15 protein-coding genes are annotated in these 12,322 nt (G+C 60.8%); 1 reads left to right on the top strand and 14 read right to left on the bottom strand.

Translation table 11 applies throughout. The features are described from left to right. From VHE12_11975 to VHE12_12010, 8 genes are all read right to left on the bottom strand, one after another. A partial coding sequence (locus tag VHE12_11975) for a class I SAM-dependent methyltransferase (protein ID HVZ81496.1) occupies nt 1–823 on the bottom strand: 823 nt, incomplete at its 3' end. Nucleotides 824–901: 78 nt separating this feature from the next. Next, entirely contained in the window at nt 902–1,471 is a 570-nt protein-coding gene (locus tag VHE12_11980; GenBank protein HVZ81497.1) for a hypothetical protein, read from the bottom strand. A 47-nt stretch (nt 1,472–1,518) separates the two neighbouring features. After that, nucleotides 1,519–2,625, bottom strand: a complete 1,107-nt coding sequence (gene mnmA, locus VHE12_11985; GenBank protein ID HVZ81498.1) for a tRNA 2-thiouridine(34) synthase MnmA — start codon at nt 2,623–2,625, stop codon at nt 1,519–1,521. Continuing rightward, on the bottom strand, nt 2,622–3,800 hold the full coding sequence (locus VHE12_11990) for an aminotransferase class V-fold PLP-dependent enzyme (protein ID HVZ81499.1): 1,179 nt from the start codon (nt 3,798–3,800) through the stop codon (nt 2,622–2,624). Before VHE12_11990 ends, mnmA begins: the two co-directional genes overlap by 4 nt. A 101-nt stretch (nt 3,801–3,901) precedes the next feature. After that, nucleotides 3,902–4,294: a polymer-forming cytoskeletal protein gene (locus VHE12_11995; GenBank protein HVZ81500.1), complete on the bottom strand. Its 393-nt coding sequence runs from the start codon at nt 4,292–4,294 to the stop codon at nt 3,902–3,904. Nucleotides 4,295–4,315: 21 nt separating this feature from the next. After that, on the bottom strand, nt 4,316–5,236 hold the full coding sequence (locus VHE12_12000; GenBank protein ID HVZ81501.1) for a M23 family metallopeptidase: 921 nt from the start codon (nt 5,234–5,236) through the stop codon (nt 4,316–4,318). A gap of 210 nt (nt 5,237–5,446) precedes the next feature. Next, on the bottom strand, nt 5,447–6,172 hold the full coding sequence (locus VHE12_12005; GenBank protein ID HVZ81502.1) for an alpha/beta fold hydrolase: 726 nt from the start codon (nt 6,170–6,172) through the stop codon (nt 5,447–5,449). A gap of 16 nt (nt 6,173–6,188) precedes the next feature. After that, nucleotides 6,189–6,785, bottom strand: a complete 597-nt coding sequence (locus tag VHE12_12010) for a peroxiredoxin family protein (protein HVZ81503.1) — start codon at nt 6,783–6,785, stop codon at nt 6,189–6,191. Between the two features lie 84 nt (nt 6,786–6,869). Between VHE12_12010 and VHE12_12015 the strand changes: the two genes are divergently transcribed. Next, nucleotides 6,870–7,055, top strand: coding sequence for a hypothetical protein (locus VHE12_12015; GenBank protein HVZ81504.1), 186 nt, complete (start codon nt 6,870–6,872; stop codon nt 7,053–7,055). Nucleotides 7,056–7,173: 118 nt separating this feature from the next. On the opposite strand, the gene VHE12_12020 is transcribed toward VHE12_12015, so the two are convergent. The 6 genes from VHE12_12020 to VHE12_12045 all read right to left on the bottom strand — a co-directional run. Continuing rightward, complete coding sequence (locus VHE12_12020) at nt 7,174–7,386, bottom strand: twin-arginine translocase TatA/TatE family subunit (protein HVZ81505.1); 213 nt, start codon at nt 7,384–7,386, stop codon at nt 7,174–7,176. 120 nt (nt 7,387–7,506) lie between these two features. After that, the gene (locus VHE12_12025; GenBank protein ID HVZ81506.1) at nt 7,507–7,875 is read right to left on the bottom strand and encodes a hypothetical protein; all 369 of its coding nucleotides are present in this window, start codon (nt 7,873–7,875) and stop codon (nt 7,507–7,509) included. Continuing rightward, entirely contained in the window at nt 7,872–10,673 is a 2,802-nt protein-coding gene (polA, locus tag VHE12_12030) for a DNA polymerase I (protein ID HVZ81507.1), read from the bottom strand. The genes VHE12_12025 and polA overlap by 4 nt, the downstream gene beginning before the upstream one ends. 2 nt (nt 10,674–10,675) lie before the next feature. Continuing rightward, nucleotides 10,676–11,239, bottom strand: a complete 564-nt coding sequence (locus tag VHE12_12035; GenBank protein ID HVZ81508.1) for a 2'-5' RNA ligase family protein — start codon at nt 11,237–11,239, stop codon at nt 10,676–10,678. A gap of 97 nt (nt 11,240–11,336) precedes the next feature. Continuing rightward, entirely contained in the window at nt 11,337–11,621 is a 285-nt protein-coding gene (locus tag VHE12_12040) for a hypothetical protein (GenBank protein ID HVZ81509.1), read from the bottom strand. An 84-nt stretch (nt 11,622–11,705) separates the two neighbouring features. Then, on the bottom strand, nt 11,706–12,322 hold a 617-nt coding region (locus tag VHE12_12045), incomplete at its 5' end, for a ParB/RepB/Spo0J family partition protein (protein ID HVZ81510.1).

A 12,322-nucleotide genomic window follows, 5' to 3' on the forward strand; every position in this document is an offset into this window, starting at 1 on the left:
ACCGCACCCGGTCCCCCACCCCGTTCGCCTGGGCCGTCTGGGTCCCTTCGTCGAGCGCCGGCTGGGACGAATCCAATCCCGTCACTTCCTTCGCTCCGCCCAGCGCGGCCTGGATGGAGGCGGCTCCCGTGTAGCAGAAAGCGTCCAGCACCTTTCGGCCCCGGCTCATCTCGAAGATACGGCGGCGGACCTCCCGGAAGTCCAGGTAGAAACCCGTCTTCTGCCCCTGCTCGGGCCGGGCGGTGAACTTGGCTTTTCCCTCATGGAACACCATGGCGCCCGGACCCGGCTCGGTCAGCCAGCCTTGGGACTCGGCCATGCCTTCCTTCTGCCGGGATTCCCCCGCGCTCTTCTCGAAGATGTGCTTATAACCCGCCGTCTTGAGGGCGGCGGTGATGGCGGGCAGGAAGGGCTTCATCCCCGCGCTGAAGCAGGAAAGGACCGCCTGGTCTTTCCCGAAACCATCGCAGAGGATGCCCGGCAGGCCGTCGGCCTCGCCGAAGAGGAGCCGCAGGCCGTCCGTACCCCATTTTTCGCCCAGTTCCTTCCGGACCGCGAGGGCCCTTTGGACCCGTCCGGCGATGAAGGCATCGTCCAGTTCCTCCGTGAAGGAACGGGTCAGGAGACGGATGAGGATCTTGGAGGTCGGGTTGGCCACCCCCCGCCCCACATGCTTCCCCTTGGCGGTGATGACCTCCACCAGGGTCCCGGGGGCCAGTACCTTGGGGGCGCTGTCCACCTCGTTGGCGAAGACCCAGGGGTGGCCCGCCAACAGGCGGTCCTCCTCCTTGGGTTTTAATTTGACACGGACGTAATTGAGCACGGGGCACCTTCGATCATGGCATTGAACGACAAGCCCGCCCCATCAGGGACGGACGGACAGGAACAGCGTCGGCGGTTTTTAAAATTGGAACTGGACGGAAACCTGCGAAGGATGGAAGGCCTGGGCCACCTGCAGGCGGACCGGGTCTTGCAGCCAGGCTTGGCGGAACTTCATCCCATCGTTATCCAGCGCGATGGGGTTCACGTTGTAGTCATGGGGCATGATGAGGGCGCCGATGCCCAACCCCGCCCCCAGGCCGATGGCCCCGCCGATGAACATATTGGAGGTCACGTTGTCGTTGGCCCCGCTGAACTCATAGGAAAGAAGGAGCCCGCCGGCCAACCCCACCACCCCCGAGGTAATGAGCACCAGCGCCTGGGCGTCTCCGTTGACCCCCGGGCCCCGGTCATGGTTGTCCATCTCCTCGTAGGTCTTCTTCTTCGAATCACGGTCCAGGTCGTCGACCCAGTCGAACATGTTGAAATGGTCGGGACGGTGCTTGACCTCGTTGGGATTGTTGTTCTCATCCCCTTCGTCCTCCCAGAAAAGGGCGTGGGCCTTGGGGATGAAAAGAGGGGTCAGATTGACCAATTGCAGGGTCAAAAGGGCCGCTAGGGTCTTTTTAAGGAAGGTGGATTTCAGGGACATGGGCGGATTATACCTTCAATCGTTATGAAGCCAAAAGAAAAACCCGGTCAGGCCGGACGCTGGATGACCCCGCCGCCCAGGACCACATCCCCCTCATAAAAAACGGTGGACTGACCTGGCGTGACCGCGCGGGCCGGATCCTTGAGGACCACGCGGACCTGCTTGGGGCCTTCCGGATAAAGGACCGCGGTTTGCTCGACGGAACGGTAACGGATCTTGGCCATGACCTCACGCGGTTCCGTGATGGGCGCCCAGGCCACCCAGTTCATTTCCCCCACCCGGAACTCCTTCACGAAGGTGTCCTGGTCACGGCCCACGATGACCTTGGCGGTATCGGGCTGGAGTTCCACCACGAAGTAGGGCCCGCCCGAAAGGCCCATGCCCTTGCGCTGGCCGATGGTGAAACCCGCGATCCCCTCATGCCGGCCCAGGACCTTCCCTTCCACGTCCACGATGTCGCCGGGAATGAAGGCGCGGGGCCGGTGGATCTTCACAAAATCCCGGTAACTTTTTTGGGTGACGAAACAGATCTCCATGCTCTCGGGTTTTTCGGCGGTATTGAGTCCCATGCGCTTGGCCGCCTCCCGCACTTGGGGCTTGGTGACGTCGCCCAAGGGGAAAAGCAGGTGGGAAAGGATCTTCTGGGTGAGCTTGTAGAGGACGTAGCTCTGGTCCTTGTCCAGGTCGGCGGCCTTCTTCAAGCGCCAGCGGCCGGTCGAAGGGTCCTGGTCCAGGCGGGCGTAATGGCCGGTCGCCAGTTTCTCGCAGCCCAGGGAAAGGGCCTGCTGGAGCAGGAGCGGGAGTTTGGCGAACCGGTTGCACTCCACGCAGGGGTTGGGCGTGATGCCCTGCTCGTATTCGTCCAGGAACCTATCCACCACGTTGGCCCGGAACACGTCGAGCCCCTCGTTGACATAATGGGGGGCGCCCAGCTTCAGCGCCACTTCCCGGGCGTCCTGGATGTCCTCGACCGAGCAGCAACGCTGGCCTTTGGGCTCCACCTGCTTGACGGAGACCGCTCCGTTCTCACCCGGCGTGATCTCGCAAGGGAGGATCTTGAGGGTGAGTCCGACCGCTTCATGGCCTTGTTCCTTGAGAAGGCCCAGCACGGTCGAGGAATCCACCCCGCCGCTCATGGCCACACCGATCTTCATTTCTTCGTCAACTCCTTGAGGGCCTTGACCGCTTTGTCGACCTCGGCGGGCTTGTTGTAGAACCCGAAACTGAACCGTACCGTTCCCGTCGGGTAGGTCCCGATGGCACGATGGGCCAGGGGCGCGCAATGGAGCCCCACCCGCGTCATGATGCCGAAGCGTTGTTCCAATTCATAGCCCACTTCGGACGGGTCCCTTCCTTCGATATTCAAGGAAACAACGGCGACCCGGTCCTTTTCGGCCCCCCAGGGCAAGCCATAGAGCTTGAGTCCCGGTACCTTCTCGAGCCCCTTGAGGAACTGGGCCGTTAAAGATTCCTCTTTCCGCCGGACGGCCTGGACACTCGTTTTTAATAAGAAGTCCACGGCGGCTTTCAACCCGGCCAACCCCCAATAGTTCTGGGTGCCGCTCTCGAACTTGTCCGGCCATTGGGTGGGTTGTTCTTCCTTGTCGCTGTTGGACCCGGTCCCGCCCTCGATGAAGGAATCCAGATCGAAGGCCGGGTCCACCGCCAATCCCCCGGTCCCGGTCGGACCCATCAGGCCTTTGTGGCCGGTGAAGCAAAGGAAGCTGATCCGGGCGGCCTTCATGTCCAGCGGGGTGGTGCCCCCGGTCTGGGCCGCGTCCACCAGGAAGGCGACGCCCTTCTTGGCGCAGATCGCCCCCACCTCGGCGATGGGCCCCAGGGTCCCCGTCACGTTGGAGGCGTGGGTCAGGCAAACGAGCCGGGTTTCGGGCTTGAGGGCCGCCTCGAAATCATAGGGGTTCAAACGGCCGGTCGCCGACGCCGGGACAAGCGTGTAGTCGATCCCCCGGTCCGCCTTGAGCTTGTTCAGGGGCCGGATGACGGCGTTATGCTCCACCCCCGACAGGACCACGTGGTCACCCTTCTTGAGGAACCCTTTCAGGGCCGTATTCACGGCCTCGGTCACGTTCTTGGTGAAGAGGATGCGTTCGGACCTGGGGACATTGAAAAGCCGGGCCAGGGCCTGCCGGGTCTCGAAGACCAGTTGGTTGGCCGCGATGCCCGCCGCGTAGGTGCCCCGTCCGTGGGAGACCCCCACCTCGGTGGCGTAGCGCACCACCGCTTTGAGGACCTGCGGCGGTTTCTGTTTGGTCGTGGCCGCGCAATCCAGGTAGATGGGTTTCGGTTCGCGTGAAGCGTTCTTGGGCATGGGCGTGATTCTAGCACAGGCCGAAAACAAAAAAGGGCGGCATTAGCCGCCCTTCCACCATTAAGAATTCAAAATTAAGAATTATAAATTGGCCGTGTCGTTCAGTTCTCCTTCACCTTCTGAAGGTCCACCACCTTGTCGGCGTCCTCCATGGCGCAATTGCCCTCGAAGACGGCCCCTTCTTCGATGACCAGCACGGGAGCCGAAAGGTCCCCCTCCACCTGGGCGGTGGCCTGGAGCTCGATCCTTTGGGAGGCGCTGATGTTGCCCTTCACCCGGCCTCCGATGAGGATGGAACGGGCGGTCAGGTTGCCGCGGACCATCCCGCGGAGCCCGATGATGATGCCGTCCTCGCTGGTGACGTTCCCGTAGATCTCGCCTTCCACATGGATGGTGTGTTTGGCGTTGTAACTTCCCCGAAGCGACGCTTCCTGGCCGACCAGGGTCTCGACCCGGCCCATGGCCTTGGACTCACCGAAACCGAACCATCCCATGTCGCCTCCCTTGCGGCGCCGTCAATCGACCTTCGGCAAGTATTTCTCCGGGTCCACCGGCACGCCGTGGACGCGGACCTCGTAATGGACGTGGCTCCCCGTGCTGTGGCCCGTGGAACCCATATAACCCACCACCTGGCCCCGTTTGACCTCATCCCCCACCTTCACCTCGATACGGGCGCAGTGCCCGTAACGGGTGCTGTAACCATAACCGTGTTCGATGGCGACCAAGCGGCCATAGCCCGCTTCCCAGCCCGCGTAGGTCACGATGCCGTCGGCGGCGGCCCGGATGGGCGTATTGACCTCGTTGGCGATATCCACCCCCATGTGCCGGCCCGGCTCGCCGGTGAGGGGCGAGGCCCGCCTCCCGAACCCGGAGGTGATCCAGCCCTTGACCGGCCAAAGGGAGGGCGTGGCCGCCAGGATGGAACTCTGTTTGTTGAGGTAGCTGCTGATCTCCTTGAAGCTGGCTTCCTGTTTGACCGCTTGCTGGTGGGTCAGCTTGAGGTTGGCCTCCACTTTGCGGGCCAATTCGTCGTTCTTCTCCTGGAGCAGTTGGGAGAACCGGGCCGATTCCTCTTCCGTGGGCCCGCCCATCCCCGCGAATTGGGAGACCACTTCCTTCTTATCGCCCAACTTGAGGAGCTTGCGGAACTGGGAATCCATCAGGGAGATCCGGCCCAGGATCGACCGGTTGGTGTCCACTTCCTTGAGGATGTCCCGCATGTTGGACTCGAATTTCTTCTGGGTCAGCCGGGCCAGTTCGTAATCGACGTGTCGGGAAACGACGTAACCGGCCAGCGCCAGGAGGCCGATGAACAGGAGGGCCATGGACTGGACCAGGAAAAGATGGGTCTTCAATTGGTAGGGTTTCCCGCCGTCATGGGGGACCACCATGAAGGTCATCTTTTTGCGGAAGTAGGAGCGCAGTTTAGGCGACAAGTTTTCGCTTCCTTTGGAACAGGGATCGCTACGGACTTCGGCGAACGGCCGGGCCCCAAGGGCCAGGACCGGATCAGGAGGGCAGTCCCGAACGAATTTAACCGGGAACTTCTTGACTTGCACCTTTAAATTAAAAGTAGGTTCCGTTCCTGTCAATTCTCAAAAGAACGGCGAAAGGGTAAAAGGTTTCCCGGGGGCGCCTTTCCGGGCTCAGGAGGCGGACCGGAGGAACTGGAAAACCCTTTCATAAAGGATGTCCTTATCGAAGTCCATGGTCACCACATGGTCCGAGCGGTCCAGGTAGAGTAGGTCCTTATGGGGGGACCCCAGCCATTGGTGAAGCAGTTGGGCATTGCCGGGGGGCACCATGGAATCCTTGCGGCCCTGGACGACCAGGACCGGGGCTTGGATGCGGGGCAGCTCGCCACGGACCAGGTCCATGAACTTCTTGAGGTCGTAGAGGCTCTTGGTCATCACATAGGGATAGGTCACGTGGGGCGGCGCCTGGGGATCGAGGATGCCGCCGGTCAGGTTGGAGGTCCACCATTGGAGGAAACGGAAAAAAGCGATCCCCTTGAAACGGAAGTCATCGATCCGGACAGGGGTGGACATGGCGATCACCCCCGCCACCGGGACCTGCGCCGCCAGGTGCAGGGCCTGCAAGCCCCCCATGGAAAGACCGGCCACGTAGAGCTTGTCGCAACGGCCCTTCAGGTGGTCGTAAGCCTCCCGAACGCTCGCGGCCCAATCGGTCCAATCGGTCCGGGCCAGGTCCCGGGGGTTGGTGTCATGCCCTTTAAGCCAAGGGCCCAGGACGGTGAAATCCTTGGCCGCCAGGTAGTCCCCCAGGGGCTTCATCTCCCCCGGGGTCCCGGAAAGACCGTGGATGAGAAGGACCCCGACCGGGCCCTTTTGAGCCTCAAAACCGATCTTCATGGACGCCTCCCGTCCTTCATTTCGGCAGGATCCCCTCGCGTTTTTCCATTTCCTTGAGGTTGAAAAGGATCTCATTGTCGGTGGGACGGTCCGTCGGGTCCTTCCCGATGAACTTGAACCGCACGAACTTTTGGGGGTCGATCAGGATGACCGTGGGCCTCGCGATATCCTTCCCTTCATGACCGCGCGGGTGCCGCGCGCCATAGGCATCGATCACCTTCAACAGGGGATCCGAAAGGAGGGGGAAAGGAAAACGCCATTGGGCGTTGAAGGCCGCCGAATCCTCCACCGGGTCCACGCTGACGGCCACGATGGTGGAGTGGAGCTCCTGGAAGCGGGGATAATCCTCTTTCAGGTTGGACAACTGTTCCTGGCAGGCGCTGCACCAATGGCCCCGGTAAAGGATGAGCACCATGCTCCAACCCGGCTTCAGGTCGGACATCTTGATGATCCGGCCGTCGCTGTCCGAAAGGGAGAAGTCATAGGCCTTGTCCCCCGCTTGGAGCCCTCCCGGTTTTTGCGGAACGGGCGGTTCTCCGTCCCCGCAACCGGCCAAGGCCAGACAGGTCCCCAATAGGAGAAGAATGGGCATCCGCTTGAGCAATGGAGTCATCGGTCGTTCCTTTCGTCGGTCCGTCTCGTTGACATTTTCTTGGGCCCTTCCCAATGATAACGCACCCAGGAGCCGCCGCAAGCCATGAACTTTTTCCGGAAGAACCTTTACGGCCTGGCCTTCGCGTCCTTCCTCGCGCTAGGCAGTGTCCTGACCGTCGAGGCTTTCCACCATCATGACGCGCTGGAAATTCATACCGACCGTTGCTCGGTGCTTTCCTACACCCGGGATCGGCCCATGGGGCGACCATCGTCTGCATTTTCGGGCTGACGGTGGCGGCCATCTCGTCGCTGATACGCATGAAGAACTTGGATCGAGGGGAAAACAAAAAAAGCCGTTCCCCTCAAGGGAACGGCTTTTTTTGTTCGACCTGTCTTTTAAAGAAGGATCAGGAAGGGTTCTTGGTCTCGGCAGGCTTGGTCTCCGGAGGGAGCGAGGCGGCCGGCTGGGCCGAAGCCTTGGCTTCCTCCTCCGGGCTGGCGGCCTTCTTGAATTCCCGCAAGGCCCCGCCCATCGCCTTGGCCAGGTCGGTCAATTTGCTCGGCCCAAAAAGCAGCAGGGCAATGGCCAGGATCAACAAAAGCTCTTCAAAACGTCCCATGGCACGACTCCTCTTGAACAACGGTATGGAATTGATGCTCGTGATTAATAATGCGCCCGGCCGGGCCTTTTTTCAATGTCCAAACTTTCGGCCCGGAAACCAGCTTAAAGACCGGGGACTTCAGCGCGAATGACTTTTGTCATAGTGCCGCAGTAACTGGGAAAGCTGGTCCCGAAAGGCCGCCCGGGCCAGCACCAGGTCCGCCCCCGCTTCCTTCGCGTCCTGGAGCAGGTCGGCACGCAAAGAATCCCCGAAGGCCACCACCGGGATCCGGCGGGTGGAAGGATTCGTCTTCATCTTTTGCACGATCTCGCCCGCGTCCAAGGCCGAGAAGCCCGTTTCCACCAGGACCGCGTCCGGCGTGGTCTCCTGCAACGCGGCCCAGAAGGGTTCCTCCTCCTCGAGTACCAGGAGGTCCACGGAAACCGAAGCCGCGGCCTCTTCCAGGGTCTTCTTGAAGAGGCTCTCCCCGGCCAGGGCGACGATCAATGGGCCTCCAGCCAGCTCTTGCCGACCCCCACGTCCACCTTCAAGGGGACCTTCAGCTTCATGGCATTCTCCATCTCGTGGACGATGAGCTTCTTGGCCTCCTCCACTTCCCCCTTGGGTGCCTCGAAGACCAGTTCGTCATGCACCTGCAACAACATGGTCGTGTCCAGCTTTTTGACCTTCAGCTTTTCGTGGATGCGGAGCATGGCGACCTTGATGAGGTCCGCCGCCGATCCCTGGATGGGGGTGTTGACCGCCATATGCTCGGCCGTGATGCGCAGCCCCACATTGGTGGAATGGATGTCGGGGAGAAGGCGTTTGCGGCCCAGGATGGTGGAGACATAGCCCTGTTCCTTGGCCTTTTCCACGCATTCGGTGGTGAACTTCTGGATGCCGGGATATTTGGCGAAATAGTCCTCGATGAACTTCTTGGCCTCCGCCATGGAGACCCCGTTCTCCCGGGCCAGGCGCTGGGGACCCATGCCGTAGATGACCCCGAAATTGATGGTCTTGGCCTGGTTGCGCTGGGTGGAGGTCACCTGGTCCATCGGGACGCCGAAGACCAGGGAGGCCGTGCGGCGGTGGACATCCTCGTCCTTCTCGAAGGTCCGGATGAGGTTCGGGTCCCCCGTGATGTGGGCCAGGACCCGCAGTTCGATCTGGGAATAGTCGGCCGAGATGAGGACATGCTTGGAGTCCTTCGGCACGAAGGCTCCCCGGATGCGCCGCCCGAACTCGGAGCGGATGGGGATGTTCTGCAGGTTCGGGTCGTTGGAGGAGAGCCGCCCGGTGGCCGCGATGGTCTGGCTGTAGGAAGTGTGGATGCGCCCGTCCTTCGGGGACACCATCTCCGGGAGCACGTCCAGATAGGTGCTCTTCAATTTGGAGAGCTGGCGGTAGTCCAACACCAGGTCGGCGATGGGTACGCCCTTCAAGGACTCCAGCACGTCCACGTCGGTGGCATAGCCCGTTTTGGTCTTCTTGATCCGGGTCCCCGCGACCTTATGGACCTCCATCTTCTCGAAGAGGATCTTCCCCAGTTGCTGGGGGGACCCGATGTTGAACTCTTCCCCGGCTTCCTTGTAGATCTTCCGGGTGAGCTTTTCCACTTCCTTGGCGGCTTCCTTGGAAAGCTCCTTCAGCAGGTCGCTGTCCACACAGATGCCCGCCCGTTCCATATCTTCCAGCACCAGCACCAGGGGCAGTTCCACCTCGCGATAGAGCTTTTCCAACCCTTCTTTTTTTAAGCGGGGGGCGAAGAGATCGTGGGCCCGCAGGGTGAAATCCACGTCCTCGCAGGCATATTGGGTGATGGCCTCGAGCGGCACCCGGTCCATGGTGATCTGTTTCTTGCCCGTCCCGATCAGGGCCTCGGTGGGGATCTTGCGGTAGTTGAAATGCTTCAGGGAAATGGCGTCCAGGTTGTGTTGGCGGTAGGAGGAATCCAGCAGGAAGCTCTCGATCATGGTGTCGAAAGCGAACCCCTTGGGTTCGATCCCGTGGCTTTTGAAGACCGCCCAGTCGTACTTGCTGTTCTGCCCGCCCTTCTCGATCTTGGGATCCTCCAGGAAGGGCTTCAGGAGCTTGACGGCCTTTTCTTTGCCCACCCCATGGTTGAAGGGGATGAAGACCCCCTCTTTCTCCTTCCAAGCCAGGGACACGCCCACGATATCGACCGTCAAGGCGTCCAACCCGGTGGTTTCGGTGTCCACCGCGACCAGCCCCGCCTTGGCGGCGGCCGCCAGGGCCTTTTCGATCTCTTCCTCGGTCAGGAGCGCCCGGTATTTATCGGAAACATGGGGGACCTTGACCTCGCCCGGCTCCGGCGCCGCCTCTTTTTTACTCTTGGCCGCCTTCCCCTTCTTTCCTTTCGCCTCCTTCGGCTCCGGGCTCTCAAGGGTGAACGGCACCTCCCCGAAGGTCTTGGCGTATTCCTCCACCCGGTTGGCGCTGCGGTTGAACTCCAGTTCCTGGAACAATTCCCGCACTTTCGCCATGTCCGGCTGTTCGCAGACCAGGTCCTTCACCTTCTCCTTCAAGGGGACCTCGCAATGGATGGTCACCAGTTCCCTCGAAAGGTCTGCCAGTTTCCGGTTCTTTTCCAGGGTCTCCTTGAGTTTTGGTTTTTGGATCTTATCGACGTTCTTGAAGAGATTTTCGAAGGAGCCGTATTCCTGGATGAGGGTGGTCGCCGTCTTTTCCCCTATCCCCGGCACCCCCGGCACGTTGTCCGAGGCGTCGCCCATGAGGGCCAGCACGTCGATGACCTGCTCGGGCTTGACCCCGAACTTCTCCATCACGTCCTTCTCGTCCGCCATGGACCAGTCGTCCGGCCATTTGGGCTTGAACATCTTCACCGAGGGCCCGATGAGCTGCATGAAATCCTTGTCCCCGGACACGATCACACTGTCCACCTTCTCTTTTTTCGCGCGCTCGACCAGGGTCCCGATGATGTCGTCCGCCTCGAACCCCGGTTTCTTGAGCATGGGGACCTTGAGCGCCTCGATCATCTTGAAAAGATAAGGGAAGGATTTGGAGAGGTCCTCCGGCATCTCGTCCCGGTTGGCCTTGTAGTCCTTGTACATCTTGTGGCGGAAGGTGGGCTCGCTGGTGTCGAAGACCACGGCGAAGTACTCGGGTTTCTGTTTTTCCAGGATCATCAGGAGGGTGGTCAGGAACCCGAAGACCGCCGAAGTGTTGAGGCCATGGGTGGTCATCCGGGGGTTCTTGATGAAGGCGTAGTAGGAACGGTAGGCGACGGCCGCGCCGTCCAGAAGGAACAACCGGGGTTTCGCCATGATCACTTATTCCTTTTCTTCCCCGACAAGGGGATGGACGAGATCAAACGGATCGGTTTTTTGAGCCCCGGGTCGACCTCGACCAGGGCCAGGCGGGCGTAACGCCCTTTGAGCCCCGAAAATTTTTTGCGGACCAGGTCCATCCCTGCGGCCAGTTCCCCCGGGGACAAGTGGATGGAAAGGGTGCAATGGGGGACCCAATTTTCGGGTAGATAATAGTCCCAATTCCCCCGGGTGACACCGGGCAGGAACCGATGCAGGGCCTCGTGGATCTCCAGAAGGAAGCGCCCAACCTTGGGGGAAAGGAACAGCACCCCCTCCTTGCCGGGGAAGGTCCCCAAAGCCGAAAGTTGCGCGGGACGGGGCGGAAAGGTCCCCGAGAGCTTTTTGAGGGTCGAATGGAGCTTGTTCCCATCATAGGAATCGAAGACCGCTAGGCTCACGTGGGGTGTGGCGCCCAAGGTGGAAAAGATCGCGGGAATTCCCCGCTTCTCGAGGGCTTGTCCCAGCCTTTGGACCTCTAGGTCCAATTTCGGGTCGAAAAAAAGTTCGATGGCAAAGGGCATGGGGGCCTGGGGACGGATAATGAAAAAGCCCCTCCCCGCATACGGGGAGGGGCTTCAATTTAACTACTGAAAACGATTTAAAGGAACGGCTAAAAAATTAAACCGGAATGCCGTATTTCTGCTTGGCCTCGGCGGTCATGTTCTCGATATCTTCCATCAAGAGCTGCGCCTTGGTGTGGGCCACCCGCTTGAGTTCGGTCGCGAGGGTCCCTTTCAAACGGGTCCGCAGCATGTCCGCCACCTTGCGGGGAGCGTAGACATAGATGTCGACCCCATCGTCCTTGTAGTTGGAGAAATCATTGCGGATGATCGCCTGGGGGGCGAGCCGCTTGACCTCCGATTCCATCTTCTTCGCCAATTGTTCTGCGCCGGTTTGGGCCACTGGGTACTCCTTCGGGCGTGATACCGGAAGTGCCACTTCCGGCGTAACTTTCTGATTTTTAATTTAACAAAATGCGCAAGTTTGTCAACGATACCCGGCTTTGCGGAAAAGGTTGAGCACGCGGTCGAGGTCGTCGAGGGAATAATATTCGAAGCAAACCGTACCCTTCTGCCGCCCGTTGGGACGCACCGTCACCTTGGTGCCCAGCCAGTTGCGCAGGTTCTCCTCCAGCTTGGCGATGTTCGGGTCCTTGGCCTTGCCCGTTTTCCCTTTCCGCGTCGGACCCTTCTGGTCCTGGAGCCATTTTTCCACATCCCGTACCGTGAAACCTTGGCGGACGATCCTCTCCGCCCATTTGTATTGCTCCTGGGGTGTCGCCAGGGAAGCCAGGACCCGGGCATGGCCCGCGGTCAATTCCCCGGAGGCCAGCATGGATTTCACCTCGGGGGAAAGCTTGAGGAGCCGCAGGGCGTTGGCCACCGTGGCGCGGTCCTTCCCCACCTTCAGGGAGATCTGCTCCTGGGTCATGCTGAATTCCTCCTGCAGGCGGCGGTAGCCTTCCGCCTCCTCCAAGGGGGAAAGGTCGGCGCGTTGCAGGTTCTCGATGAGGGCCAGCTCCAGGGACTCCACGTCCGAGGCCTGCACCTCGATGACGGGGACCGTCAACATTCCCAGTTTTTGGGCGGCGCGATAGCGGCGCT

Source organism: bacterium, assembly GCA_035549195.1.
Classification (GTDB): Bacteria; Oederibacteriota; Muellerivitia; order Muellerivitales; family Muellerivitaceae; genus DASZRK01.

Excerpts from the sequence above, each read along its gene's own strand:
- VHE12_11980 (HVZ81497.1), bottom strand. The coding sequence starts at position 1,471 with ATGTCCCTGAAATCCACCTTCCTTAAAAAGACCCTAGCGGCCCTTTTG.
- VHE12_11995 (HVZ81500.1), bottom strand. The coding sequence starts at position 4,294 with ATGGGATGGTTCGGTTTCGGTGAGTCCAAGGCCATGGGCCGGGTCGAG.
- polA (HVZ81507.1), bottom strand. The coding sequence starts at position 10,673 with ATGGCGAAACCCCGGTTGTTCCTTCTGGACGGCGCGGCCGTCGCCTAC.
- mnmA (HVZ81498.1), bottom strand. The coding sequence starts at position 2,625 with ATGAAGATCGGTGTGGCCATGAGCGGCGGGGTGGATTCCTCGACCGTG.
- VHE12_11990 (HVZ81499.1), bottom strand. The coding sequence starts at position 3,800 with ATGCCCAAGAACGCTTCACGCGAACCGAAACCCATCTACCTGGATTGC.
- VHE12_12005 (HVZ81502.1), bottom strand. The coding sequence starts at position 6,172 with ATGAAGATCGGTTTTGAGGCTCAAAAGGGCCCGGTCGGGGTCCTTCTC.
- VHE12_12010 (HVZ81503.1), bottom strand. The coding sequence starts at position 6,785 with ATGACTCCATTGCTCAAGCGGATGCCCATTCTTCTCCTATTGGGGACC.
- VHE12_12020 (HVZ81505.1), bottom strand. The coding sequence starts at position 7,386 with ATGGGACGTTTTGAAGAGCTTTTGTTGATCCTGGCCATTGCCCTGCTG.
- VHE12_12035 (HVZ81508.1), bottom strand. The coding sequence starts at position 11,239 with ATGCCCTTTGCCATCGAACTTTTTTTCGACCCGAAATTGGACCTAGAG.
- VHE12_12015 (HVZ81504.1), top strand. The coding sequence starts at position 6,870 with ATGAACTTTTTCCGGAAGAACCTTTACGGCCTGGCCTTCGCGTCCTTC.